Genomic DNA, 25,933 nt, shown 5'->3' with positions numbered 1-25,933 from the left:
AAACTTATAATATTGATTCATGCTATGGCGGGGTCATCTGCTCGCCCGCACCCGCTCCGCCGGAGAGGACGATACGCTCCTCAATGTCCCGGATCGGGAATATCTCTGGGTATATGTCGTGAATTTCGGCACGGTCCCGGGTCTCCACCTCCTCGTTGCCCCTCCGCTCTCCGTCCCTGCGATCCCCCGACTTTTCTGGCCGGTATGGCATTTACTGGAGATAAATCCTCAAAATCGAATTATAATTGTGAAATTATCTCTGATTAAAATCGGCAGGTTTATATCTGCTCGCTTGAGAGCATATACTATCCAGCCTCACCTGAGGTCTGGAGGTGAAACCGATGAAACTGTTCGAGAAGTTTGAAAAGAATGACGAGGCTGTGTCGCCGGTTATCGGCGTCATCCTCATGGTCGCCATCACGGTGATCCTCGCGGCGGTCATCGCTGCGTTCGTGTTTGGTATGGCCGGCAACATGTCGTCCACCAAGAATGTCGCCGCCACCGCCACCCAGCAGGGTTCCGCCATTATCGTCACCTACCAGGGTGGGGCAGACTCCAACAATGTCGAGTATCTGAGGATTTCTCCTGACGGTACCAATTCGTTTTACTACTATGCGAACTCCACGGGAGTTATGAATGTGACCTCAGTGGATCAGATTAGCTCTCCTGTTGTTGGGAGCATTCCTGTTGGTTACAGTCAGAAGTTTGACAACAAGGGATCTGCAGCGAAGGACCACGTCGTCGTTGCCGCCCACTTCGCGGATGGCTCCGACCAGGTCGTCCTGGACACCTTTGTCTGAACCTCTTCCCCTTTTTCTTTATGAGGGTGGAGACCTATGATTCGGTCTGGAGATGACGACGCGGTCTCCCCGACCGTCGCCACCGTCCTCATGGTCGCCGTCACCGTGACCCTCGCCGCTTTTGTCGCTTCCTTCTCGCTCGGCACCCTCGGGGATATCCCTGAAAATGGGCTTGTCGGGGCAAAGGCTGTCAGGACGGATGACGGGGCGATTCAGGTCACATATCTCGGCGGCGATGGGTCGGCCGCGGTCGATCACCTGAACTGGACGATCGATGGGGCTGAACAGGCCGACCTGCTCGACCATACGATCGGGTCGGTGGCCGTCAATGCGACGACATCCGCAGATCCCGGGAAGAAGCACCGGGTCATGGTCATCGCGACGTACAACGACGGTTCGTCGCAGGTCGTTCTGGACACCTCTGTCTGACCATCTTTACCCTTTTTTCTCATAACGGCGTACCCCGGCGACCTCTCTCCTTTCGGTCCCGATGCCTGCCATCGCCCGCGCAGGTTAGGGGGCGGGGAAGAAGGCGCAGGGGCCGCTATACATCCTGATATCCTTGAATAATGGTGCTGAAACTCCTCTCTTTTCTTTCTCTCCCTTGTCCGTCCTCCTCGTCAGGGCGGAGGATCTGCCTTGAGGACGGCGGAATTGCAGAACTCAAAACATAAGATATAAATTATTGCCAATCAAAAGTTCAAAATTAAATTAATAATATATTTATACTGCTTTGGGCGAGCATATTCTATCCTGACTCCCCGGAGGAAGGAAGGTGAAAAACCGATGAATCATCTCGTCCAGAATGAAGAAGCAATCTCTCCGGTTATAGGCGTCATCCTGATGGTCGCCATCACGGTGATCCTCGCGGCCGTGATCGCCGCCTTTGTCCTTGGTATGGCCGGCAATATCTCGACTCCCAAGATTGTCGCCGTCACCGCCACTCAACAGGGCAGTGATGAAATTATCATAACCTACAAAGGCGGTGCTGATCACCAGTTGATAGAATGGCTCAGTGTAACCGCACCAAACGGTACGATCTATTATACTACCAGTAAAAAGGGCACTCTTAGCGCAAGCAGTTCAGGTGCTACTGGGCCCTTGGTTGGCAGTTCTATGGTGCTGATGAGGGAGAGTAGTGATGGTGACTGGAGCGGCAAGAACCATGTTGTCGTAACCGGCCACTTCACAGACGGCAGCGAACAGGTCGTTCTTGACACTTTCGTCTGAACGTCTCTCCTATTTTTTCTCATAACAGCACACCCCGACGATACCTTCGCTCTTTGCTCCGATGCCTGTCGTCACCGCGCAGACCTAGGGCTGAAAACGAGGGAGGAATGGGCGCGATCTGTCCGGGAATTGCGGGCTGCCGATGAGGCTGTACTGATCTTTTTTCTCTGTCTGTGCCCCTCCTCGGGGCAGAAGATCTGCCCGGTGGGTGGTGAAATTGCAGAACTCAAAACACAAGATATAAATTATCATGTGTTTAGAATCTCGTGATAAATTAAAAATATTATTATATTTCCTCGATGAAGCATATGCTATCCTGACTCCCCGGAGGAAGGAAGGTGAAAAACCGATGAAAGAGTTCGTAAAAAATGAAGAAGCGGTATCTCCGGTGATCGGCGTCATCCTGATGGTCGCCATCACGGTGATCCTCGCGGCGGTCATCGCCGCGTTCGTCTTCGGCATGGCCGGCAATGTCTCGACCACCAAGATCGTCGCCGCCACCGCCATTCAGCAGAATGATGATATTATTATCACCTATAAGGGCGGGGCGGACAACGGCGAATTAAGTTATCTGATAATGAATGTTGAGGACAAAGCCCTCTGTTATACTGTCGGCGATACGGGTTCAACTGGTACTAGCGCACCCGCGGAGTCTGAAGTGAGTGGATGCCGTGTCCCTGTAGGCAAAGCATGGACATTTACTGGCGCTGGCGGTGACGGTAAGAATCACGTCGTCGTGACAGGTCATTTCAAGGACGGGTACGAGCAGGTCATCCTGGACACCTTTGTCTGATCCTGAAATGAACCTTTTTTTTCGGGACTGCTGCACCATCTTTGTCGTCTGCGTACTGCTCGCCTGCAGTGTGGGCTATCCCGCCCTGTATCTGACGGACGAATGGATCTCGGCCAGTCAACTCAACCACCTGGTCGAGGGCAAAGACCCCCTCTTCGGTTACGAACCCTATGGCGGAGGAGGGTACGCACAGTCGCATCACGACTGCCTCTGCTACACCCTCGCCCTGCCGGTCGTCTCCCTCCCTGCCTACTATCTCTTCTCACTCTTCGGCGACGACTTCCGCCTCGTCGTGGTCCTCCTCTGGTCGGCCCTGCTGCTCCTTCTCCTCCTCATGATCGAGTTCTGGTACCCGCAGTACGCCCGCTGGCAGGGCATCCCGTGGACCTACGCGGGGATCATCTCGTGGGGAGTGCTTTTCGTCCTCAACATGGCACTCTACCGCCCCTTCTGGTTCGTGCGGGGGGTGCACCCCTACGACCTCAGCGTCTATCCCGAGGTCGCCGCGATCGTCTTCACCAACGGCGTGGCCTTCGCCCTCTTCGGTGTGCTTGCCTGCCTCATCTTCCGGGAAGTCTTCAACTCCGACCGCTGGGGACTCTTCGGTCTGGTGGCGACGGTCTGCTGCTCGTCGTATCTCTTCTGGGCAGGGAACGCCAAGGATCACATGCTCGTCGCCCTCTTCTTTGCGACGGCCCTGTACCTCTTTACCCTCTGGATCTCCCGCGACCGGCCCCTCTGGCTCTTCGCCTCCTTCATCGCCGTCGGGTGGACGGCATGGGCGCGGCCTGAACTGGGGCCCGCCCTGGCCGTCGGGTTCTTCCTCTTCGCCCTCGCGCTCTCGGTGCGGAAAGGGTGGCGCACCGCCGGAACAACGGCCCTCGCCGTCCTCGGGGTGCCGCTCGGCGCTCTCCCACTCTTCGTAAACAACCTGGCCCTCTGCGGCAACCCCCTCCTCCTCCCCTGGGTCGCAGGCTACGCCTCGGCCACCTCCTCGCAGATGCCGGAGGGAATGGGGAGCCTCCTGTTCAACGTGATCAGGCAGTTCACTCCCTCCTCCGGCGACCTCTTCTCCGGCCTCTACGGCGCCTTCATCGACCCGGTCTCTGGAAATTCGGCCGGGATCTTCCAGGTCTCCTCGCTCTCCTTCTTCGCCCTCATCCTGGCTATTACTGTCGGCTACGCCCTCTACCGTCAGGGCGATATCGGCATCCCTCAGCGAGATCTCCATCTCCTCGCCTTCTTCGCCCTGGCCGCGGTCCTGGTGATGATCACCTACCTCCGCTCCGTCGCCTGGATGCCGTCAAGCCCGGGCATCGTCCCGGACATGCGCTACCTCTCCCCCCTCTACCTACCGACGCTCGTCCTCGGCCTCTATGCCCTCAAATACGTGGGCTTCGGCGACGGCGAGATCAAGACCTCGTTGAAAACACTCTTCTGGCTCGTGCTCCTTGACCTGCCTCTCATCTACGTCGTCCTCCTGGTCATCTCAGGTACATGGGCGGCCGGAGAGATCGCCTTCCTGATGTATCTCACCTATCTCTACCTCGGGGTGACTGTGACGCTCTTCTGCGGGGTCTTCCTCAACAAAATCCCTTCCAGAGCCCTCGCCTATGCCGTCCCGGTGCTGATGATCTTCTCCCTTGCATGGGGACTGGTGGTGGACTTCCGCTTCGCCACCACCTGCTGGGAAGGCTACCACTTCTGGATCCCGGCGGTGCAGTATATCTGGTACATCCAGTACTGGCTCTTCCCCTTCTGATGAGGGGATGGCCATCTCTCTGGAATGAGACCGGATACGGCAGATTCTTCTCTGTACACGCCCTCTTCTTCAGGAGAATGACCGACGCTCTCTCTGACCAACACCATCTCGCACGACCATCCTGCCGGCAGGAGACGCTGCGATGACGACGACCACCCGCCCCTTCCTCGCCGCCCTCCTCGCCCTCACCCTCGCCCTGCCCACCAACATCTACCTCATCGGCGACGGCATCGGTGCCGGCATCCAGTTCGCCCTCTTCCGGTACCAGCAGACCTACATGGGCACAAATCTCATCACCCTCTTCCGCGACCTCGACTATGTCACCTCGGGCATCCTTGCTGGCCGTTCCGCACTCTCCGTCCTCCTCTGGCTCGGCGGCACCCTCCTCCTCCTCGTCGCGGTCGCCTGCCTCGTCCTCAAACGGCACGAGGAATACGAAACCTTCAGAAAACCCCTCTCCCTCCTCGTCACCGGCGCCGGCATCGCCTACCTCGCCGCGGTGATCGCGCAGTACGGCCCGCTCTTCCACGGGCCCGCGGGTTTCTCCGTGCCGGTCGGCGTGCCTCTCCTCCTCGGCGTCGCGTGGATCATCTCCCGCGGAACAGAAGAAGAGAATGAGAGAGAGGAGGATGGGATGTCGTGCATCGGGGAGGACGGGCCTGGTAAAGAATGAAAGGTACATACTCTGACTCCACCAGCACCACCCTCCCGGACCCGGCGACAGGACCGTCCATCCCCTCATATGGCAAAGTCTTATTCTTCTCAGGGATCCATGGTCCCTCTTGAGTGGACATGATCATCGAATACATCACGGCGGCATTGCAGCATGCCCACTATGAGATCATCGAGGGCGAAGAACCCTACTATGGGGAGATCCCTGACCTGCCGGGGGTATGGGCCACCGGTACGACCCTGGAAGAGTGCCGGAAAAATCTGGCCGAAGTCGTCGACGACTGGCTTGTGATCCAGCTGAGGAGGGGAATTTCCATCCCGCCAATCGATGGGATCACCACCCCGGAGACCCCCTATCAGGCCCGTCCAAATCCTTATGTACCAATACGATAGTACGAACCATCACGTGATGATGCCATCGAGTCTTCATTCCCGGAGACTGATGATCTATCATCAACACCCTCATACCCTGTCGGTGAGGGAAAAACCTTCCAGAAATATCTTTCATGGTACAACCGAGAGGAGAAGACGATGACAAAAGTGATCGATGCCATCTATGAATCCGGCGTCCTCAGGCCCCTCCAGAAGATCGACCTGAAGGAGGGGACACGGATCCGGATCGCCATAGAAGAACCATCCAACACCATCGATGCCGCATTCGGTCTTTTGAAAGGGAAAGATACTGAAAAAGCGCTGAAAGAGATGGAAAATGAATGGGGCCTTTATTGATTCAAATGTCTTCCTAAAGATACTGGAAGGAGATGAAGAGATCTCTCGACATTTTTTGGCCTTCAGTCAGAAAAAGCGGATCTACCGAAATGCAATTGTCGGGAGCGAAGTCATGCATGTGTTTATACGCCTGTACACCGGCAAAAAACCTCATGAAATAAAAACAAATCCCGATATTATAACAGAAATAAAAACAGAACTCCAGAAAGTCGAAAAACTTATTGATATTGCTCAGACCATCCCCCTCACCCATTCTGAAGAGCAGAAGGCGCGAGAATTGATGAGAGAGTACGGCCTTTTGCCGAACGATGCTCTTATCGCCGCAACATGTCTTCAGCATGCGATCCCTGAGATCGCAACATTTGACAATGATTTCAAAAGATGCCCGTTTCTCACGATCTCTCGACTCACGTCCGAATGAAAGGAGATTATAGGGTTCTGTAGAATCGGGCATGAACGTGGGGTTCAAGCATACGTGATGAAAATTTCTCGTCACGTGCTCTCTCTCTTTTCAAGACAGGAGAACTGGTGGAGACTTCGTTCCATCGCAGCCCCCACCTATCTTCGGTCCGTGGAGGGTCCGGGGGGTGAAACTCCCCGGCGCGAGATGGCAGGGAAATCTCGACGATGGGGGCGGTCGATCCATCAGAAGAATTTTTTTATCCTCTGCGTATCGGCTTCAACGTGATATGAAGAGTGCAAACTCTCATGCAAACTTGAAGAGAGGATCGTCTGGATCATTTTCATGGTAATTCAACATGAAGGGAAAGCACGTCTCAAGCATATGGGATGAAAATTTCTCGTCGCTCGATCGCTCTTTTTCAAGACTGAAGAACCGATGGGGATCGTGTTCCTTCGCCGCCCCCGCCTATCCTCGTCGTGGGGGGTCCGGGGGGTCTCCCCCCGGCGCGAGATACCAGGACAGATTCTGCGATAGGGGCGGCACGCCTGATCATCATGCCTTCCCACACCCTTGTGCCGGGGGCGCTGTCCCTCGGACCGCCGGGGATGAAGAGAGGACCGGGAAGGCAGAGGGTTGATCGTTCAGAGGGTGTTTCTTTCCTCTGCATATCAAGTCCATGCAGGTGCTTGGGGCGGTAAAATCTTTATCCACCACCCCACAGCCAAAAATGATCGTAAGTATCAGGAGAAGGGACGGATCGTGCTCCCTCTTCGGAGAAGCCACCACGTAGGAACATTATCGGAGAGCCGCCCTCAAACTCGCCCACGGCGCGGCGGTGTAGGAAGGTGATGAATGCAGAGTTGCGCGACGGAGAAGCAGGTCTCTCCCCATCGTCATCATCAATGAGGAGGAGGGCCGGAGAGTTTTGGGATGACCTCAGTGCCAGATCCAGAGACGAGATCGATTCCGTCTTCCCGTGATCGCGGTTCACCCGGAACGTTCACTTCTTCTCGTCGCCGAGAAATCCCTTCAACACCCGCGCCGCCTCCCACTCCCGCGGCCCCCCGCACCGCTGCACCAGCGCCAGGTGATGATCGATGAGGGCCCTGAGATGCGGGTCTCGGTTCTGCACATACCGGGTGGCATGCACCGTCGCCTCGATGATCCCGGCAAACCCGCGGTTCACCGGGCAGACCCCCTCCTTCAGGACCACCGGCTCCGCCAGCGGGGTGAGGGCGACCAGGGTCTTCTCCGCGGTCTCGTGCTTCACCTCCGCCGCGAACGCCGCCCAGGCCTCGCACGCCCGCAGGCGCTCCACCCGCCGGCCCCCGACCTCCTCGGCGACCAGATCCTCGGGCGGCAGGTCCTCGAAGGCCGTGCGCACCCAGACCACCGGGTCGGCGGTGAGGTTGGCGACCACCCATCCGTCCCGTCTGATATTTGCCTCGGTGTGGGAACCCCGGAACAGGACCATCGAGAGCGCGCCGTTGCGGCAGATGATCCCCATCGGTGCGGCATTGCCGCGGGTCGTCGCGACCACCTCGTTGATCCCCTCTCTCAGGAATCCCATGCCCACCCCTCGTTGAGCGCGAGATAGATCCCCGCGATCATGATGTCGGCCAGCGAACCCGGGTTCACCCCGGCGGCCAGACACTCCTCGTCGAAGGCCTCCAGCGAGAGCGTCCCGGCCTTCACCTCGCCGGCCCGTTCCATCGTCCGGCGGGCCGCGTCGTCGCCCAGTTTCTTCGCGACAAAGGTGTCCGGGTGGGCCGCCAGCAGGTCGAGGAAGGCCCGCACGATCGCCTCCTTCCCGCTGCCGTGGGCGAAGAGGAGATCCTTTGTCTCCCGGCAGAGCGCGAAGCCGTTCGTCCACTCCCGCGCCACCATGTCCCGCGGCGCCGAGTAGGCCATCACATCGTAGAGGGTCATCCCCTCCTCGCGCAGGCGCTCCAGCGCCGTGGGATCGTTCACGTCCAGGTCGTCGCTCTCCAGCACCCGCACCTGCGTCGCCCCGAAAGCCCGGTAGAAGGCCACCGCGTCATCGACCGTCGTCGCCTGCACCGCCCGCACGGCCCCGTCGACGCCGCCGCCCCGGACCAGCGGGACCAGCAGGATAAACGCCCCGAAATGCGTGTTCCCGCCGGCATGGCAGTTGGTGTCCTTCACCGCCTCCAGGATCACCTCACCGATCCCCGGCCCGCCCTCCTCGGCCAGACCCAGGGCCCGGCCCGCGAAGACTGCCGAGGCCAGGAAGTGTTCCAGACGAGTGTCGGGATAGTCGTGGCCCCGGTCCACGTTCCCCGGCTTCGGGGAGGCCGAGACCTCCAGGGCCATCGCGAGCTGCGCCAGCTCAGCACTCTTCTTTGCCCGACACTCCATCGAAGATCCGCTCCATGATCTCGTCGGCAAGCCGGCGCTTCAGGCGCATATACTCCTGGTCGCTGATTCCGGCCGCTTTCGTCGCGATCCCGCGCAGCATGCACGGCGAACTCGACTTGCAGCACCAGGCCATACTCCCGAAACAGGTCATCTTCCCGTCGGCCAGCGGGGTGTCGGCGACCGCTTCGGCCTTCATCGCCATATACTCCTCCCTGGTGAGTCCCAATCTCTCCAGGAACGGGAGAAGCGGGCAGTGCTTCACCGGCAGGCAGCAGAAGGTGAGCGACCTGATGTCGCCGCCCCGGCAGAGCTGCTTGGGGGCGTTGTACCACCCGGTCTCGTCGGCCCGCCGGCAGATCGCCGCATCGATCCCGGCCAGCGTCCGCTCGTCCGAACGTCGTGCGAGCGAGACCATATCGGCCCCATGGGCGAACATGTCCATCGCCCGGTCGAAGGAAGTGATCGAGTTGTTCGCGATGAGCGGCAACGGGCAGGCATTCCGGATCTGGCGCAGCCGTGCGTAGCCGAAGTCCATCAGGTCCACATGGAGGAGGTCGGCCCCGCTCTTCCAGAGGAGACGGGCGAGCGCGGCGTCGTTCTCCGCAACGCCGGCCCGCATCTTCACCGAGACGGTCACGTCCAGCGCCTTGAGCGCCCTGACGATCTCGGCAAGCCGGTGCGGTTCGTGCAGCAGGGCCTCGCCGCACCCGATCGCCGTCATCTGGGGCTGGCGGCAATGGGCATCGATCTCGTAGACCACACCGTCCCCGATCTCCTCGGCGACTGCCGCGTACGAGGCGGGCGTGCTCCCCCGCAGGTTCAGGCCGATCAACACCCCGCTTCCCTCCAGGGCACTGACCTGTTCCTTCAACTCGGCGACCGGGTCATCGTACACAAACTCGTCCCGGCCCCCCGCCGCCATCGCGCGGCTCGCCTCCATCGTCTCCGCGTCGATGGAGTATCCGCCGATGAACGCGGCACCGATATGCTCTTTTCTGGCCAGCACATAGGCGGCGTCGGTTATCCCTGCCATCGATGCAATGACAACCGGAGTCTTCACCACCTGGCCGTTGAGGATCAATCCGCAGCGTTCGTACCACTCGATCATGCTTCCTCCAATGTTGTCCCTGTCATCACAAAGCCCTTTTGTTACGGGCTGTTGAGGGTGTACGCCTTGCCGGTGCGTTCAAGCGGGATGCCCCTCGCGAAGTCCTCGTTCTCGGACGTGTCCGGCATTCGATGGACTGATGGCCGTGCCGTCTGTCCTTCTCCGAAAACACCGTGATCCCGTCGACCGGGCGGAGTTGACCGTGAGGAACGTCCCCTTGCATCGCACAGGAGGTGCGGGTGTCGGAAGGCAATGCCCCGGCGGCCCGGCGGGCCGGAAACCCAATCGGTAACACATTTATGCTACGAAAGTTGTACTCATTATTATATGTCACGAAAGGGATTACTACTCGTCGGCCACGGCAGCAAACTTGCCTACAACAAGGAACTCATCGAGAAGACCGCCGCTCACATCGCCGACCAGCACCCCGAATACCTGGTCAGGCCGGGCTTCATGTCCATGAACACCCCGACGGTGGAGGACGCCCTGAACCTCTTTAAGGAAGACGAGATCGAGATGCTCGTCGTCGTCCCGCTCTTCCTTGCCAAGGGCATCCACATCCTCAAGGACATCCCGGCCCTCCTCGGCCTCCCCGAGGGCGAGAAGAAGGGGCTCTTCGCCCACACCACCGGCGAGATCCCGCTGGTCTATGCCAACCCCATCGGGCCCGACCCCCTCCTGGCCGACCTGATGGTCAAGAACGCCGAAGACGCGATCAACGCAGAAGTCTGAATGAAGATTCTCGTCCTCGACACCATCCACGGCGGCGCCGAGATCGCCGGGGCGCTGGAGGAGGCCGGGCACACCGTCGACGCGGTGGACGTCTACCGCGGCGAGACCGGGATCCCCGCTGCCGTGGCGGCGGGACGGTCCTACGACCTGGTCGTCGCCCCGGTCCACCTCGACCCCGACCACCCTCTCCTCGGGCGGGCGCCTGAGCGCGTCACCCACCATGAGGCGGTCCGCCGCCTCCTTCTCTCCTGCCGCCCGGAATTGATGGTCGAGGTCACCGGTGCGAGGGGGAAGACCACCACGGCGACGGCCCTCGCGCATCTGCTCGGGGGCCCCGGGGTGCTTCACACCTCGATGGGCACCTTCGTTTTTCCTGAACGCCGGCGTCTGTGGAGACGCTCCATCACGCCGGCCTCGGTCCTCCCGGCCGCGAAGGAAGCGGTCGCGTGCGGCGGGTGGTTGATCGCCGAAGAGTCTCTCGGGGTCTCGGGGGTGGGCGACCTTGCGGTCCTCACCTCGGGCGACGACTACCCCTGCGCCGCCGGGAAGAAGCGGGCCCTCGCCGAGAAGGTCCGCTCCCTCGCCGCCGCGCCGCGGGTGCTCGTCCCCACCGGGGTGAACGTGCCGGGCGCGATCGCCGCCGACGCAGTCGCCGTCGTCGAGGGGACGCGCTGCACCTACCGGTACGGCGATGCGAAAGGCTCCTTCGAGAACCCGCTCCTTGCCCTGCGGGGTTACCGGACGGCACTGCACCTGGCGGCCGCCGCCGCCTGCCTGCTCGGCCGCGATCCCGCAGGCCTCGCGGACTTCGCTCCCCTTCCCGGACGGATGGCGGTCTCCCGCGAGGAGGGCCGCCTCACCGTCGACTGCGCGAACAGCGGCGCCTGCCGCGAGGTCGCCGTCGACGCCGCCGCGTACGCCCGGGCTCTCGGGGGCGCCGCCCCCCTCGTCCTGGTGATCGGGACCGAGGGGCAGACCATCTGCGAGGGCTTCCCGGCCGCGGAGGTTCGGGCCGCGGTGGCGGCGATCGCACCCGACCGCACCGTCGTCGTCGGCGACTACGACGCAGACGACCTCCCGGCCGGCGCCGTGACGGCCGCCGACCTGGAGGACGGGATCCACAGAGCAGAGCAGATGAGCTACGGTGGGACTATTGTCCTTGCCGTCAAGACATGGAGATAGGATAGAATGGAATACGTACAACCACGCCCAAGCTCGATCGTCGCTTCCCTGTACACCGCCCGCGACCTCGGGGTGGAGGTGGCGATCCTTCACGGCCCATCGGGCTGCTCCTTCAAGCACGCCCGTCTCCTTGAAGAGGACGGGATGCGGGTCCTGACCACCTCGCTCGGCGAGAACGAGTTCATCTTCGGTGGTCAGGGCGTCCTGGAGCGGGTGCTCAGGTACGCCGAGACCGAGTTCTCCCCGAAGCGGATGGCGGTGATCGGGACCTGCGTCTCGATGATCATCGGCGAGGACATCGAAGCCGCCATCGAGGCGTCGGGCGTCGAGACCCCGACCATCGGCGTCGAGATCCATGCGGGCTTCAGGGAGAACATCGAAGGCGTCCTTGCGGTCCTCGAACCGGCCGCACGGGCCGGGTGGATCAGCGAGGACGAACTCGAACGGCAGCGCCGTCTCCTCGCCGCGGCAAACCAGGTGGAACGGCTCAGGGGTGCGGCCTCGCAGCCGTACATCGAACCCTCGCGGGGCGACCTCAAGCACCTCGCCGCCTGCCGTCTCCTCGACCTTGCGCGGAGCGGGAAACGGGGGGTCGCGGTGCTCAACGCCAAGAAAGAGACGGCATACATGTTTGCCGACGAACTCTGCGCCCTCCGCGAGGCCTGCCCTGAGGCCGAGATCACCTATCTCGCCAACCTCGAGGACCGCGGTCTCCCGAAGGTCCGGGCCGACGGCGAGCGCGTCCTGGCCGGGATGCAGGAGCGGGGGCTCGACCCCGAACTCCTCGGCTCGCTCGACGAGTATGGCGAGAACGGCGCGGCCGTCGGCGAACGGATCCGCGAGATCAAACCCGACTTCGCCTTCCTGGTCGGCGTGCCCCACGCCGTCCCGCCGGAGTACACCGACGGGATCGAGACGATCTCGGTCACCAACGGCCCCAGGCAGGTCGCGCCCCTCAAGGCGATCGGCCACGCCATGGTCGTCGTCGAGGTCGACCTCCACCCCAAGACCCTCGGGGTCAGGGAGATGGTGGAGAGCGAGTTCGGGGCGGTGTTGCGGAGCATGGCAGAGGGAGAGTGAGCAGATGAAAGGGCTTCTCATCTCAGGCGACCGCTCGGGCAGCGGGAAGACGAGCATCACCCTCGCCCTCGCCGCCCTCCTCTCGCGGGAGGCCACGGTCCAGACCTACAAGGTGGCGATGGACTACATCGACCCGTCGTACCTGACGGCGGTCACCGGCAGGCCCTGCCGGAACCTGGACTCCTATGTAATGTCCCCGGCCCAGATGCGGGGAGTCTTCGAGCATGGTGCGAAGGGCGCCGACCTTGCCCTGGTCGAAGGAGTGCGGGGGCTTTTCGAGGGTGCCGAGGCCGTCGGCGACGCCGGCAGCACCGCCTCGGTCGCCAAGGCCCTCGATCTCCCGGTGGTCCTGGTCGTGGACGCCCGGAGCATCACCAGGAGCGCCGCCGCCATCGTCAACGGGTATGCTGGCTTCGACCCAGACGTGAAGGTCGTCGGTGTCATCCTCAACAACATCAGGACCGCAGGTCACCGTGAAAAGACCACGAGAGCCATCGAACACTACTGCGGGCTCCCGGTGATCGGTGCGGTCCCGAGGGACGAGGGGATGCAGCTGGCGATGCGCCACCTCGGCCTGGTCCCCTACCGCGAGGGGCAGGAAGGCGGCGACTTCCTGGCGCGGGTCGAGGCGGTCCAGGACGTCGTGGCCTCGTGCATCGACCTCGACGCCCTGAAGGCGCTGATGGTCGAGTACACCCCGCAAGGTCCGGCCGAAGAGATCTTCGCGCCGGTGCGGGCGGCGCCCGACCTCAGGGTCGCGGTTGCCTACGACGAGGCCTTCACCTTCTACTACAACGACCTCTTCGACCTCCTGCGTGTGCTGGGGGCAGAAGTCGTCACCTTCAGCCCCATCCACGACTCATTCCCGGAGGCCGACGGCTACATCCTCGGCGGCGGGTATCCCGAGATCCACGCCGCCGGGCTTGAGAAGAATCGGGGGATGCGGGAGGGACTCCGTGCCGCCGCCGAGGACGGCGTCCCCATCTACGCCGAGTGCGGCGGACTCGTCTATCTCACCGACTGCCTGGTCCTGCGCTCCGGGTGGCAGGGACGGGAGCATGAGGAAGTCTACGAGATGTGCGGTGTCCTCCCTGGTGAAGCGGCCATCCCGGCCCGCCGGACCCTGGGCTACGTCGAGGGCCGGTCAGGCCCTGCCTGTCCCTTCGGGGACTGGGCGTTCAAGGGGCACGAGTTCCATTATTCCGAGGTCGACCTCGCCGAAGGGACGACCTATGCCTACCGCCTCTCCAGGGGTACCGGGATCGCCGGCGGGATGGACGGGGCGGTCCGCGGCAACGTCCTCGCGAGTTACACCCACCTCCACCCGGTGGCGAGCGCCGCCCTGTACCGGGGATTCGTCTCCCGGTGCAGGGAACGCTGGAACGGACCATAAACTTCTATACCCTCGTCGCGCCAACAGATCACGCATGATCATTTACCTCAACGGTGAGTTTGTCCCCGAGGAGGAGGCAAAGGTCTCGGTCTTCGACCACGGCCTGCTGTACGGCGACGGTGTCTTTGAGGGGATCCGGGCCTATGACGGACGGGTCTTCAGACTGGACGAGCACATCGACCGACTCTATGACTCGGCCAAGACGATCGACCTTGAGGTTCCCATCACCAGGGAGGAGTTCAAGGAGGCGCTTCTTGAAACCCTGCGCAGGAACAACCTCAAGGACGCCTACATCAGGCCGATCGTCACCCGCGGCAAGGGTGACCTGGGCCTCGACCCGCGCAAGTGCGCCACCCCGACGGTGATCATCATCGCCACCGGGTGGGGCGCGATGTACGGCGACCTCTACGAGAAGGGCCTGACCGCGATCACCGTCTCGGTCCGCAGAAACGCCGCCGACGCTCTCCCGCCGAACGTCAAGAGCCTCAACTATCTCAACAATATCCTTGCCAAGATCGAGGCCAACTACAAGGGCGGCGACGAGGCGATCTTCCTCGACACCCACGGCAACATCACCGAGGGCTCGGGCGACAACCTCTTCCTGGTCAAGAACGGCGTCCTCATCACCCCGCACACCCTCAACAACCTGCGCGGCGTCACCAGACACGTCGTCCTCGAGGCCGCGGCCTCGCTCGGGCTCACGGTCATGGAGCGCGACGTCGGCTACTTCGACCTCTACACCGCCGACGAGGTCTTTGTCACCGGCACCGCGGCCGAACTCGGCCCGATCGTCACCATCGACGGCCGGACCATCGGGACCGGCACCCCCGGCCCGGTCACCAAGCAGCTGATGGCCGGGTTCTCGGCGATCACCAGGAACGAAGGGACCCCGATCTACTGATCGGACCCTCGTTTTTTGTGGCTCTGTTCACAATCTTTTCTGAGGTGTGTGCCTGGGGTCAACCCCTTCCCTGCACCTGTATCTGATCGGCAGAGGACGGAAGTATCTTCAGCATGATCAGGCGTGCCGCCCCGGGTCGTCGGATCTGTACCGCCATCTCGCGAGAAGATAGGGCGGGGGCGGCACCTGAGCGGTGCCATCCGGGATCGATCTTTCCGTCCCTCGAAACACCGATCTGAACATTTTTTGTCCATTCTGCCTGATTCAACAGAGCCTTTGCTTCTTTTTTATTTGATCTCGATCTCCCAGGGCGGGCTGTAGTCGTAGAACCGGTACACCCGCTCGAACCAGGAGAGGTCGTCGGCCTTCGGCCAGTGGCCGCGGTCGAAGTTGGGTGCGGTCTCCATCGTCTCTTTCCTCATCTTCAGGAGGAAATCGTCCTCTTCTTCGGTGAGCGCCTGCCAGGGCACGGGGTACAACTTCTCTCCCAGGCCCATGATCCCGCCTGACGAGAGGACGGCAAAGACGATCGAACCCGAGGCCATGTCCACCATCAGGTGATGGACTTCCCCGAGGTATTCGCCCAGGGCGTTCTTCACCCTCTTGCCGATGATCCTGTCGGTGGCCACAATCCGTGGGTGGACCACCGTGACCGGACTTGCAAAACTCATTTCTTTTGCTCCCCCCTCTTGTGTGCATGCGTCTGTGGCCATCCGATTATTTGAAGGTTGTGGGGAGAGGGCGCTGGCGGCCGCCGGCGTACCGAAAATTTAAGTACCAGAATTTGCATATAGAGTATGGCACTTCTGCTGCCATAGTGTAGTGGCCAATCATGTCGGCCTTTCACGCCGACGACTGGGGTTCGAATCCCCATGGCAGCATTCCGACTTTCGGTCCAAATCCCTAACGCTTTTCCCGTCTTGACCGAAGGCATATGTATGAGATCTGCTCCAACACGATCTGATAGCTCTTTTCATTGCATCAAGAGCGAGTATGCGGACCGTTCCGTCGCCAAAGGGCTTGCAAACGGCACCCTCACCCCGTGCGACGCCGACCTGATCCGCGAGTTCGTTGCAGAATGCCAGTCCTGCAACAACATCAGTGCAGCCAGAACCAACAAACTCGTCTACACCCTCGTCGGGTGGCGACGCTTCATCGGCCCGTACCTCGAGAACCGCATGGCCGACATCTACCAGGGCATCACTCTTCTCAAAACCGCCAACAGCGCCCGCGGCAAACCCTTCAAGCAAAACACCGTCGCCGACCACGTCATCATCCTCAAGCAACTCTACACCTGGATGATCGAGAACGGCTACACCGACCTTCCTCACAGAAAGATCCAGCGCATCAAAAACCCGGCCAAAGACACCATGACCAAAGAGGCCGCCGACCTCCTCACGCCCGCCGAGGTGACGGCCATCATGGATGCCTGCTTCTGGAGCCGGGACCGCGCCCTCATCATGATGCTCTATGAAGGCGGGTTCCGGATCGGCGAGATCGCCACCCTCGCCTGGAAGGACGTTCTCATGGACGAGTATGGCGCGGTGGTCAACGTCAAGTTCAAGACCAACAAACCCCGGTACATCAGGCTCGTCATGGCCCGCGAGCACCTCGCCGCGTGGCGTGCCGACTACCCGTTCAAACCTGTCGGCGAGGCCCTCGTCTTCCTGAACCAGCGCAACCGTCCACTCACGCACGCCACTGTCCAGAAACAACTCACCCGCATCGCCAAACGGGCCGGGATCACCCGGCATATCACGCCGCACATCTTTCGCCACTCCAGGATCACCCACATGATCACCGAAGGAGTCTCGGAAAGCGTGATCAAACTGATGATGTGGGGTGACATCACCACTCCGATGTTCAAAACCTACGCCCATCTCACCGGGCACGACATCGACCAGGAGATCCTCCGGACCTACGGCATCGCCCAGGGAGACGGCAACGGGAGACACCGGCGGCCGCGGCTCGAACCCCGACAGTGCCCACACTGTCAGGCCGTCAACGGTCCGTCTTCAAACTTCTGCAGTCTTTGCGGCCGGACGCTCACCGAGGAGGCGACCGAGAGCATGGACGAGTGCATCACCATCGCCAAAGGTTCCCAGGAGTACGACCTCCTCCTCAAACAACTGCGCAGCGACCTGGACCGGCAGGGGTGAACCCCACCCTCTTTTTTTGAGATCGCCCCGGGCGATACGTAACCGTGTCCTATAAACCCCGACTTCCCGACTTTCGGAGCAATCACCTCTTCTTTTTATATCCCCTCGTCCACCTTCTCCTTAGTGCGGTGCCGCCGGTCCCCCCGACCTGTTCTGACACAAAGCGGGCCGCACAGGAGGAAACCAGACTATGAGAGAAATCTCTCAGGAAGTCCTCGACCACATGCCCGACCCGATCGCGAAGATGGTCTGGGAAAAGTGGATCCAGGACGGTAAAGCCAGATTAAAAACCCCCCACAACGAGGTACAGAAATGTCAGGCGACGGCCCGATAAATGGCAGCCCCCATGTAGAACCATGCTCCAACACGAGTTCACGGAGGTCTGCCACATCCCCGTCGTCGTGCGAAGATGTAATATCTGTCGATCCGGTGCCGTTCTACCTCATCCCCCAGGCACTCATCCGGGAGATGCAGCAGTACGGCGACGCCATTTCTGAGATGTACGTCCACCGGACCCGCGGGCACGTCTATCAGATCACGCTGATCGTGCGGGGTGAGGACCTATGAGCGAGGCGGCCGTCAACGGCACGCTGCGCCTCGGGTCCCGCGGCGGCCTGCACCTCCTCGTCGGCGACGAGCATTACCGCGTCGGTGCCGACGACCTCAAACCCCTCCTCTTCCACGGCCATGTGGTCCCGGTGACGGGGCTCGTCGCCGAGGAGATGGAGGACGGGTCGGTGGTCACCGAGACGGCGATCGTGGGCCACGCGGCGATGAACGTCTTCGAACGGTCGGTGAAGGTCTTCACCGTCGCCGGCCACTTCATCGTGCCGCTGGTGAGTGTGCAGCGGGTGGTGCGGGGCGAAGCGGCCTCGGCGCCGCTGTTTCCGCTTATCCCGGAGGGGTGCCCATGATCGCTGCGGCCCTTGCCGCCCTCTTCCCGGCGGGCGGTGTGGTGGAGGTGCGGGCACTCGCCGACCGCTTCACCCACTCAGGCTACTTCGACGATTTTGCGAAGTTGGCAAACGCCGCCGAGGCGCTCGACGCCGACCCTGAGGTGAAGGGGACGTACGTCACCCTCAACGTCGTGGACCCGGCGCTGCTCGCGAGGCGGGCAAACCGCGTGAAGATGCGGTTGACGCGAAGCGACCCCACCACCGCCGACGCCGACATCCTCAGGCGCCGGTGGCTTCCCATCGACCTCGACCCGGTGCGGCCGAGCGGGGTGTCGTCCACCGACGAGGAGCATGCGGCGGCGCTGCAGCGGGCCGAGACGATCGCCCGCTGGCTCGCGGAGCAGGGCTTTTCTGATCCGATCATGGCCGACTCGGGCAATGGCGCCCATCTGCTCTACCGCATCGACCTTGCGAACGACGAGGCGGCCGCCGCCCTGGTGAAGCGGGTGCTCGTCACCCTCGACGCCCTCTTCTCCGACGACGCGGTGACCGTCGACACGGCGAACTTCAACGCCGCCCGCATCTGGAAACTGTATGGGACCACCTCGCGCAAGGGCGACCACACCCCCGCCCGCCCGCACCGGCGGGCGAAGATCCTCTCGGTGCCTGAGAAGACGAACATCATCACCATCGAGGTGCTCCAGAAGGTCGCCGGCCGCCTCCCCATCGAGGCACCGCCACCCGCACCGAAGAACGGCACGCCCCTCGAACTTGGCGCCTGGCTCAGGGACCACGGCCTCGGCGTCCGGAACACCCGGCCCTGGCAGGGCGGGACGCTCTACGCCCTGGAGGACTGCCCGTTCAGCGGTGCGCACCACGACGGCGCCTTCGCCGTCCAGTTCCCCTCCGGTGCGATCTATGCCGGGTGCCACCATGCGAGCTGCGGCGGCGGGGTGCAGCGGTGGCCTGAGTTGCGGGACCGCTATGAGCCGCGGGAGAAGCGTGCCCGGAGAAAACGGGAGGAGGTGCCGCCACCACCCCCACCCGTCCCGCCGGCACCCGACCCGGCCGACCGGGAGGAGGCGATGGAGATCCTCACCGAGGGCGACCCGCTCGCCTTCCTCCTCGACACCTTCGGCCGCGAGCACGTCGGCGACCGCATCGTCGCCGAGTGCCTGGTGATGTCCCTCGCCTCGCAGTCGGTGGAGAACACCACCGGCCTGCACGTCTCCGTGTCGGGCAACTCGGGCAAGGGCAAGAGCCATGCCTGCACCACGATGCTCAAGCAGGTCCCGGCGGCGTACCGTCTCGCCGGCACCGTGAGCAACAAAGCGCTTTACTACCACGACAACCTCCGCCCGGGCACGGTCTTCCTCTTCGACGACGTCTCCCTCTCCGACGATCTCCAGGAGGTCCTCAAGGCCGCGACGGCAAACTTCAGGGAGCGGATCGAGCACCACACCGTCTCGCCGGACCGCAAGATCCAGGTCTGCCGCCTCCCGGAGCGGTGCGTCTGGTGGCTCGCCCGCGTCGAGGACCCAGGCGACGACCAGGTGATGAACCGGATGCTCACGGTCTGGATCGACGACTCGCTCGAGCAGGACGAACGGGTGCTCGAGCACATGAAACATGCCGAGGCCCGCGAGGCGGCGGAGGGCGACGCCGAGGACCCCGGCCTCCCGGTCTGCCGGGCGATGTGGGAGGTGCTCAAGGAGGAGCGTCTCCACGTCTCCATCCCGTACGCCGAACGGGTGCAGTTCTCGGTGACGGCCAACCGCCGCAACCCGGGCATGCTCTTCGACCTCATCAAGGCCTCGGCGCTGCTCCACCGGTTCCAGCGCGAGCGCTACGACGGCGGCATCCGGGCAAACCGCGAGGACTTCGCCATCGCCGCCAGGATCTATACGGCGATCAACGGCGACTCTGGCGGGCAGGAGACCAAACTAACAAAAAATGAGGCCGCTGCCCTGGAGACGGTGGCGGCGATGGGCTGGGACCAGTTCACGATCAAGATGCTCCAGGACGCCCTCGGGCTTTCCTACCACCAGGTCTACCGCATCCTCCACGGCTATGCGAGCCGCGGCTCGACCTACTCCGGCCTCCTGGAGAAGTGTCCGGCGATCAGTTACTTCGACACGACGGTCACGGAGGACGCGGAGGGGTGTGCGATCCGCCGGCGTGAGCACCTCTTCTCCTTCGACCTGATGGTCTACCGGCAGTGGGCCCGCGGGGCCGGGGTGTGGATCGACGACCGCAGAGACGGCGGTGAGGACCGGGACCGGGACGATGGTCCCGGCCCCGCCGACTCTTGCAACATTGCAGCAGGTTTCCAGCAGGATTACAGCAGCGGCCGCGAAGATCAAGCGGCGCAGGACGACGTTGTAACTGACAGTACTAGTACAGATAGAGAGACGCGTCTCTCTCTTAGTACTCGTTTCCAGCAAAACCCACACCCACCCGGTGGCCGGGATCCTCATGGGTCTGTGGGTGGGTGTGTGTGCGAAACCCGAAATGTTGCAACTGATCCGGTGATCTCGACGTCTAGCAGAGAAAAAAAGGATCGGGCCGCGCCGTGTTGCTCGTTGAGTGACGGCGCCTTCCGCAAACTGCTGCAAACGGCTGTAAAACGGAAGGGTTTGTTGCAAGAGACGTTGCCGGGTGTCCTGGACCACCGGGAGTTCACGCGGGTGAGCACCGACCTGGGCCGGTGCGATGTGTGCGCCGAGGGGAAGGCGGTGCACCGGTCGGGTGATGGGCAGGTGGTGCTCTGCGAGGGGTGTTTTGCCCGGCTGGTGCGGGAGTGGAATATGGGGAAGGGGATCTCATGATCCCTTTTGATCCTCTCCTCGCGCCGGCGGTGGTGCTCGGGATGGCGGGCGCGGTGCTGGTCGCGTGTCGGAGTGCGAGGGTGCGGACGGCGGGGTTTGGCGTGTGGGTGTGCGGGAATATGTTGTGGGTGGCGTACGGGTTCTGGAGCGGGAATGTGTACGTGACAGTGATGTTTACGTTTTATGCGGTGACGGCGGGGGTGGGGATGGTGAATGCGGGGGAGAAAAGTGCTTGAGAGGTTATTTTAGAGGGTTGTATAATTTTCTTGACGGCGATGACGAGCCAGGTCAACGGAGTTTCCATCCCTGAACTATTCCATCGACGATGTTCGAACCTTTAGCAGTGAGACCATGACAGGATTAATGACGGGAGAGAGAATAGTAAAGAATTCTTGGTAGGGCCGATCGACATCGTGGGGGGGACATCAGATCAACAAAGATGGACATCTCCCCTTCTTAATGGTGACTTTTCCTGTAGAGAGAAGGATGCTGTTGGTGAACATCCACACATGGCATCTGATCACTCTCCGATCGCCTTCAGCAGAGCATCACGAGGATCAGTGTAGTAAACCACGGTAAGTCGTGTTGCGAGTTCATCGGACATCTCATTCATCTGCCTTCGGCTCGCGACAGGGAGGAGGAGCATGGTCGCCCCCTTCTCAACCACAAGTTCGGCCATGTCGAGAGAATGGTAAACTGGTTCGATGGTCCCGCCGACGCTCATCCCGCCGCCGATCACCATGCCCCCTTTGAGGCTCTTGTTGAGCGTCGCCGAGACCAGTGTTAGGAGAATTGGGACCGAAAGTGAAACCCCGCCACCGGCAGGCGTCATCGAACGGACCTGGACAGAGTACTCGACGTTGGTCGGGTCATGGTCGCCAACGAGATGCCGATACTGAGTATAGAGCACCTGCTCCGCCGTTCGGAGACTCTCGCGAAGGCCTGCCGGCGCCTTGACGTTGATCAGCCGGATACTCGAACCGGGGGTTACCGTTACTTCGATCTTGTAGAGGCCGCTGCCGCCTCCTTCCTCGTCAGGACCGACAGCCCAGCATTGGCCGGACGGGAGGGGGTCAGGGCTGATCGTGTTCTCCTTGTGCAATTCAGGAGTGGCAACGTACTGCTCAATGCCTCCATGGCCGAGCCGGTAACTGAACATCGTGTTGCGAAACTCCGCTGAACCGATCCGCTTCTGCTGCTCCTTCACCCGGCGCCGACACTCGAGCCCGAGGCGGGTGGCCCATTCGAGATCCTTGTCGGGGATCTCTGTCTCGGCCGAGGGGTAGAGGAGTTTGAGGAGGCCGTCGATTGTCTTCATGACTGCCCGACGGTCACGGCCAGATAGGGCGTCGCCAAGGAGGAGCTGGTCAGAGATGAGGTGGAGTCGAGTGCTGCTGCGGAGTTGCCGCCAGGACTCACTTAGGAAGTCGCTGACGAGCCCATAGTGCTCGGTCATCATGGATGGGTGGATCTTTGGGTAGTCCCACCCTGGGATGTAACTGTGAATCCGATCCATGAAAGCCGTGTCGTCCCGCATCTCCGGCGGCATCGGACCAAAGAGATGGCCGATGCGTTGCTGATGCTCGACATCGACGTCGAAGTTGCCGAGCAAGATAATGCCGCCCTCGGCGCGGATACTCTCACGGCCACGACTGAACTCACCCGATTCCATGTAGCCCTTCATGATGTTGACACCATCCTTCTGGTCGAATCTGATCCCTGAAACCTCGTCGAAGCAAACGACGTCATACTGGCAGACGAGACCGCGCTGGCCTGAGGCGTTGTTGACGAACATCTTGGCCACCGTTGCCTTGCCACCAGAGACGAGGTGCGAGTATGGACTGATCTGCTGGTAAAGGTAGGATTTGCCCGTGCCACGCGGACCAAGTTCAATGCAGTTGTAGTTCTTCTCGACGAACGGGACCATTCGGAGGAAGAGGACATTCTGGGCGCGCTCGTCAAGGGATTTTGGTTCGAGGCCGACACTCCGGATCAGGAATTCTTTCCACTCGTGAGTGGTCATCTCCTGCCGTCCGCGAGCCAGATCCTTGAGGACGTTCCGCTTGGAAAGCTGGATAGGTCGGAGATTGACGATAGAGAAGGGCCTGCTGCTCCTACTCTCACCGGGGCCTGCACCGTACTCGAGTTCGACTTCGGCGTAAAACCCGCCAGTTAACATCCGTTCGTTCTCATAAACCATCTCGGCTGGGATATAGACATCGTTGAGGAGGAGGGTTGGAATGGTCGCCATGAAGGTGTCGGAGCGGGTGTCAAGGCGGGCGGTGATTAGATCGATCACTTTGACTGAACCCTGCTCGCGTGCGCGGGCTTTGAAGAGTTCGTTCTCGCCAGCGCGGACGATCCGCTCGGCGAGTTGCCTCTGGACGATGTCGAGGCCTTCACGGATCTCGACTTCGTCGGTGGTGGCGCAGTATTTGCCGATCAGGAACTCGGCAACGTAGGTCGGGACAGGGTAGCCCCCGCGGAACTTGTGGGCGAGGTCTTTGCGGACCACGTAGCCTTCGAACGCCGCTGTAACCTTTGAATCCAACTCGTCAAAGCCACACATTCAGTTATTCCACTCCGATTTTGACATTTCTCTGTGCCACTGGATTTTTCTGCCGATCCATAACGACGAGCCAGGCGTCCCTACCTTCCATACTGTCATCGCTGATGATAAGTGATACATTGCCCTCGATTCCAACTTCCCGACTGCTTGCTGTGACACTGCTCTGTGCGTCGGCTGGCCTCAATCGGATGTCGGCTACATGGCCCTCAGCACCGTCAACATGGGCCTTGCATCGCAACCCAGTCCATGTGATTCGGCCAATCACAATGCCTTTACTACGGCTCGCGCCTTTTCGGACAACAATCTCCGGTACAACTGTCTCCTGTGGACTGAGTCCACCGTGCTCATATTCCCTCCCCCCCTCAAAGCAGGAACTCCCTGGGGCCAGGACGATCCGAACTGTGCGATTCCAGAACCACGGAACTACAGGATATTCAACGACGGCGTTGGCTCTTAAAACTGCACATCGTCCCTTCTTCACCTCAGTGAGCCCAGGCTTCAGTTCGGTTTTCCGGAGTTTGCCAGGGAGGAAGAGCCAGCCATGGTCGGTGACGATGCGTACCTGTTGCCAGCCGGCATCAAGGAGTTCAATCGTCCGGTCGTGGATCTTTTTGATCTCCCGATCGAGGACTTCTGGGAGGGCATATCCCTTGTTGTGCCCTTCCGTATCGATATCACCACAATCTGTCCACGCGGATCTCTCGGGATCCCCGGTCTCTGATTCGCTGAGCACGTTGAATCCTTTGTTTTTAAGAATGCTGCGCAACGCCGAGTTTGTCGCGATCGCCCCACTCTTTGTTTTGGGAGTCAGGTCTTCCCCAGCGTTGAGTTCACCGGCGATCGGCATGACTGCGGGTTTCGCAGTCGAGGTCTGGGTTGGGAGGGCGCTGAAATGATGAGAGAGTTTACAGGAACACCCCGTTTCCTTCAAGATCGAGCAGAGGCGATGGCCGAGGTCCATCCGGAGGCCATCGACAAAGATCATTACCTCACCAGCTGTCGGTTCTTGATTCTCTTTGCGCATCGTTGCGGGTTCCCGTTGCCATTCCTTCTGAAATGCCTCCGCCATTACATCGAGCCAGTTCCGGTAGAGTGCATTGACAGCGACTGTGATCGCCTCTCGATTCTTCTTGTCTGTCGCCTGTTCGAGGGCACGGACCACCGCGTCATCTGCCTGCCACATATCATGGGCGTACCGCTCCGCCTGCTCCTGTATAGTTCCGCCAAACTTCGCATCCTTCGTGATCGTCGCGAGCTGTGCGAGGTGTTCGAGGGCTCGTGCAAGCGGACTCTCCCCCATCTCCGCCCATATCCACTTTCTCCGCTGGGCATGCGTTTTTTCCAGATTAACTATCTGTTTGCGCGCTTCCTCAGGGGAAACACCACTGAGAGCCATGAATTTCAGGGAGAGTTCTTTTTCTTGTGCATCATTGTGTTGTGGCCACGAGTCTGTGTAGACAGTCCACTTCGGTTGTTTTGCACTACGGAGGAGTTGAGGGATCTGGGGATATGCCTCGGGCTTCTCCTTGAATCTTTCCCAGACCTCCGCCCACTTGCCGACCTGAGCCCCGAGTTTATCTGCACCGGTGGAAGCCCCGTCCTTTTCGGGTTCGAGGTCATACTCTTTCCCGCAGATCTTGCAGAAGGCTCCCCAGTCACTGTTGTTTTTCATCCGCTGTTCTTCCCCGGTCGGATCGTTCATCCACTGTAAAATCTGTTTGTTTGGGTCGGGGTGGTGGAGTTCGTTGAAGAAGGATGCGTTGAGCGGTTCCTTTGTCTTCAGGAACTCCACCGATTCGTCGGCGAGAACGGCGGCTGCGTTTCGGATTGCGTCCCGAGTCTCGGAGTCATCGTGGACTTGGATAGAGAGGCCACCCTGGCTTGTCTTTATAAATGCAAGCAGAGTCCAGTCACGCCCGTTCCGTTGCGACCAGACGTTGCCGAGGTATTGGAGGCCGGCGAGTGGTTTGATCTCGTCGGGGCAGTCTTCGAGGTTACGGAGTTGTTCTCGGGAGTATCCAGGAAGGTACACAATCACCGGTTGATCTCTGGGGAGGGGAGAATCGATGGTATGGGCAACGAGGCCGCGGAGGTAGATGGCTGGGCCGGTCAGGTGTTCAGGGTCATAGGTGCCGAAGGTGATAACGGGGAGAATGTCCCGAAGGCGAGCTACGATGGGCGCCCATTCTCCTTTCATGTCTGGGAAGACGACCACCCGCTGCCGGACGACGTCTTCCCGGTTGTAATCATTCATGGCACCAGCGAGCGATTCGCATACCCGGTCAAGGAAGGTTTGTTTCATTTGAATTACCTCGTG

At 61.0% G+C, this 25,933-nt stretch carries 27 protein-coding genes and 1 tRNA gene; 21 read left to right on the top strand and 7 right to left on the bottom strand.

Going from position 1 to position 25,933, the window contains the following annotated elements; all coding sequences use genetic code 11:
* Positions 1–22: 22 nt before the first annotated feature.
* The gene (locus E2N92_RS13695; protein WP_281425795.1) at positions 23–148 is read right to left on the bottom strand and encodes a hypothetical protein; all 126 of its coding nucleotides are present in this window, start codon (positions 146–148) and stop codon (positions 23–25) included.
* A 193-nt stretch (positions 149–341) separates the two neighbouring features.
* On the opposite strand from E2N92_RS13695, the gene E2N92_RS04150 reads away from it, so the two are divergent.
* From E2N92_RS04150 to E2N92_RS04110, 9 genes are all read left to right on the top strand, one after another.
* Positions 342–800, top strand: coding sequence for a type IV pilin domain-containing protein (locus tag E2N92_RS04150; protein WP_220682429.1), 459 nt, complete (start codon positions 342–344; stop codon positions 798–800).
* 36 nt (positions 801–836) lie between these two features.
* The gene (locus E2N92_RS04145; protein WP_220682428.1) at positions 837–1,229 is read left to right on the top strand and encodes a type IV pilin domain-containing protein; all 393 of its coding nucleotides are present in this window, start codon (positions 837–839) and stop codon (positions 1,227–1,229) included.
* A gap of 357 nt (positions 1,230–1,586) precedes the next feature.
* Positions 1,587–2,030: a type IV pilin domain-containing protein gene (locus tag E2N92_RS04140; protein ID WP_220682427.1), complete on the top strand. Its 444-nt coding sequence runs from the start codon at positions 1,587–1,589 to the stop codon at positions 2,028–2,030.
* Between the two features lie 349 nt (positions 2,031–2,379).
* Positions 2,380–2,823, top strand: coding sequence for a type IV pilin domain-containing protein (locus E2N92_RS04135; protein WP_220682426.1), 444 nt, complete (start codon positions 2,380–2,382; stop codon positions 2,821–2,823).
* 7 nt (positions 2,824–2,830) lie between these two features.
* Positions 2,831–4,585 carry a hypothetical protein gene (locus tag E2N92_RS13550; RefSeq protein ID WP_246589307.1) on the top strand — a complete coding sequence of 585 codons (1,755 nt, stop codon included), beginning with the start codon at positions 2,831–2,833 and terminating at the stop codon, positions 4,583–4,585.
* A 142-nt stretch (positions 4,586–4,727) separates the two neighbouring features.
* Entirely contained in the window at positions 4,728–5,258 is a 531-nt protein-coding gene (locus E2N92_RS04125) for a hypothetical protein (protein ID WP_220682425.1), read from the top strand.
* Between the two features lie 119 nt (positions 5,259–5,377).
* On the top strand, positions 5,378–5,650 hold the full coding sequence (locus E2N92_RS04120) for a type II toxin-antitoxin system HicB family antitoxin (protein WP_220682424.1): 273 nt from the start codon (positions 5,378–5,380) through the stop codon (positions 5,648–5,650).
* A 138-nt stretch (positions 5,651–5,788) separates the two neighbouring features.
* Positions 5,789–5,986 carry an antitoxin family protein gene (locus E2N92_RS04115; protein WP_220682423.1) on the top strand — a complete coding sequence of 66 codons (198 nt, stop codon included), beginning with the start codon at positions 5,789–5,791 and terminating at the stop codon, positions 5,984–5,986.
* Positions 5,967–6,407 carry a type II toxin-antitoxin system VapC family toxin gene (locus E2N92_RS04110; protein WP_220682422.1) on the top strand — a complete coding sequence of 147 codons (441 nt, stop codon included), beginning with the start codon at positions 5,967–5,969 and terminating at the stop codon, positions 6,405–6,407. Before E2N92_RS04115 ends, E2N92_RS04110 begins: the two co-directional genes overlap by 20 nt.
* Positions 6,408–7,389: 982 nt before the next feature.
* On the opposite strand, the gene E2N92_RS04105 is transcribed toward E2N92_RS04110, so the two are convergent.
* From E2N92_RS04105 to E2N92_RS04095, 3 genes are read right to left on the bottom strand one after another with little or no spacing between them, the layout of a single operon-like run.
* On the bottom strand, positions 7,390–7,959 hold the full coding sequence (locus E2N92_RS04105; RefSeq protein WP_220682421.1) for a DUF447 domain-containing protein: 570 nt from the start codon (positions 7,957–7,959) through the stop codon (positions 7,390–7,392).
* On the bottom strand, positions 7,947–8,768 hold the full coding sequence (locus E2N92_RS04100; RefSeq protein WP_220682420.1) for a triphosphoribosyl-dephospho-CoA synthase: 822 nt from the start codon (positions 8,766–8,768) through the stop codon (positions 7,947–7,949). Before E2N92_RS04100 ends, E2N92_RS04105 begins: the two co-directional genes overlap by 13 nt.
* Positions 8,740–9,876: a methanogenesis marker 9 domain-containing protein gene (locus E2N92_RS04095; RefSeq protein ID WP_220682419.1), complete on the bottom strand. Its 1,137-nt coding sequence runs from the start codon at positions 9,874–9,876 to the stop codon at positions 8,740–8,742. Before E2N92_RS04095 ends, E2N92_RS04100 begins: the two co-directional genes overlap by 29 nt.
* Positions 9,877–10,203: 327 nt before the next feature.
* On the opposite strand from E2N92_RS04095, the gene cfbA reads away from it, so the two are divergent.
* The 5 genes from cfbA to ilvE are packed head-to-tail and all read left to right on the top strand — an operon-like array spanning position 10,204 to position 15,164.
* Positions 10,204–10,608, top strand: a complete 405-nt coding sequence (gene cfbA, locus E2N92_RS04090) for a sirohydrochlorin nickelochelatase (protein WP_220682418.1) — start codon at positions 10,204–10,206, stop codon at positions 10,606–10,608.
* Positions 10,609–11,790, top strand: coding sequence for a coenzyme F430 synthase (gene cfbE, locus E2N92_RS04085; protein WP_220682417.1), 1,182 nt, complete (start codon positions 10,609–10,611; stop codon positions 11,788–11,790). It begins immediately after the preceding gene.
* A 6-nt stretch (positions 11,791–11,796) separates the two neighbouring features.
* Positions 11,797–12,870, top strand: coding sequence for a Ni-sirohydrochlorin a,c-diamide reductive cyclase catalytic subunit (cfbD, locus tag E2N92_RS04080; RefSeq protein WP_220682416.1), 1,074 nt, complete (start codon positions 11,797–11,799; stop codon positions 12,868–12,870).
* Between the two features lie 4 nt (positions 12,871–12,874).
* On the top strand, positions 12,875–14,263 hold the full coding sequence (gene cfbB / locus E2N92_RS04075; protein ID WP_220682415.1) for a Ni-sirohydrochlorin a,c-diamide synthase: 1,389 nt from the start codon (positions 12,875–12,877) through the stop codon (positions 14,261–14,263).
* Between the two features lie 34 nt (positions 14,264–14,297).
* Complete coding sequence (gene ilvE / locus E2N92_RS04070; RefSeq protein ID WP_220682414.1) at positions 14,298–15,164, top strand: branched-chain-amino-acid transaminase; 867 nt, start codon at positions 14,298–14,300, stop codon at positions 15,162–15,164.
* A gap of 287 nt (positions 15,165–15,451) precedes the next feature.
* Here the strand turns inward: ilvE and E2N92_RS04065 are convergent, their stop codons facing one another.
* Positions 15,452–15,835, bottom strand: coding sequence for a PRC-barrel domain-containing protein (locus tag E2N92_RS04065; protein ID WP_220682413.1), 384 nt, complete (start codon positions 15,833–15,835; stop codon positions 15,452–15,454).
* 137 nt (positions 15,836–15,972) lie between these two features.
* Here E2N92_RS04065 and E2N92_RS04060 point away from each other — a divergent pair.
* The 7 genes from E2N92_RS04060 (at position 15,973) to E2N92_RS04030 (ending at position 21,283) form a co-directional block, all read left to right on the top strand.
* A tRNA-Glu gene (locus E2N92_RS04060) sits at positions 15,973–16,045 on the top strand.
* A gap of 57 nt (positions 16,046–16,102) precedes the next feature.
* Positions 16,103–17,323, top strand: coding sequence for a tyrosine-type recombinase/integrase (locus tag E2N92_RS04055; RefSeq protein ID WP_220682412.1), 1,221 nt, complete (start codon positions 16,103–16,105; stop codon positions 17,321–17,323).
* A 190-nt stretch (positions 17,324–17,513) separates the two neighbouring features.
* Entirely contained in the window at positions 17,514–17,657 is a 144-nt protein-coding gene (locus tag E2N92_RS04050; protein ID WP_220682411.1) for a hypothetical protein, read from the top strand.
* 95 nt (positions 17,658–17,752) lie between these two features.
* A complete protein-coding gene (locus tag E2N92_RS04045; protein WP_220683042.1) occupies positions 17,753–17,890 on the top strand; it encodes a hypothetical protein in 138 nt (45 codons plus the stop codon).
* The gene (locus tag E2N92_RS04040; protein ID WP_220682410.1) at positions 17,887–18,237 is read left to right on the top strand and encodes a hypothetical protein; all 351 of its coding nucleotides are present in this window, start codon (positions 17,887–17,889) and stop codon (positions 18,235–18,237) included. Before E2N92_RS04045 ends, E2N92_RS04040 begins: the two co-directional genes overlap by 4 nt.
* Positions 18,234–21,047, top strand: a complete 2,814-nt coding sequence (locus E2N92_RS04035) for a hypothetical protein (RefSeq protein WP_220682409.1) — start codon at positions 18,234–18,236, stop codon at positions 21,045–21,047. Before E2N92_RS04040 ends, E2N92_RS04035 begins: the two co-directional genes overlap by 4 nt.
* Positions 21,044–21,283 carry a hypothetical protein gene (locus tag E2N92_RS04030; protein WP_220682408.1) on the top strand — a complete coding sequence of 80 codons (240 nt, stop codon included), beginning with the start codon at positions 21,044–21,046 and terminating at the stop codon, positions 21,281–21,283. Before E2N92_RS04035 ends, E2N92_RS04030 begins: the two co-directional genes overlap by 4 nt.
* Before the next feature lie 284 nt (positions 21,284–21,567).
* Here E2N92_RS04030 and brxL read toward each other — a convergent pair whose 3' ends face one another.
* Both brxL and pglZ read right to left on the bottom strand, forming a co-directional pair.
* Positions 21,568–23,598 (bottom strand): protease Lon-related BREX system protein BrxL, encoded by a 2,031-nt coding sequence (brxL, locus tag E2N92_RS04025; RefSeq protein ID WP_246589306.1) that lies wholly within the window; start codon positions 23,596–23,598, stop codon positions 21,568–21,570.
* A gap of 22 nt (positions 23,599–23,620) precedes the next feature.
* Positions 23,621–25,918, bottom strand: coding sequence for a BREX-1 system phosphatase PglZ type B (pglZ, locus tag E2N92_RS04020; protein WP_220682406.1), 2,298 nt, complete (start codon positions 25,916–25,918; stop codon positions 23,621–23,623).
* Positions 25,919–25,933 lie beyond the last annotated feature (15 nt).

Origin of the sequence: Methanofollis formosanus, assembly GCF_019633745.1 — an archaeon.
In the GTDB taxonomy this organism is placed as follows: domain Archaea; phylum Halobacteriota; class Methanomicrobia; order Methanomicrobiales; family Methanofollaceae; genus Methanofollis; species Methanofollis formosanus.
The sequence above is the reverse complement of the archived record's forward strand: the minus strand, read 5'-3'. Positions and strand labels throughout refer to the sequence as shown.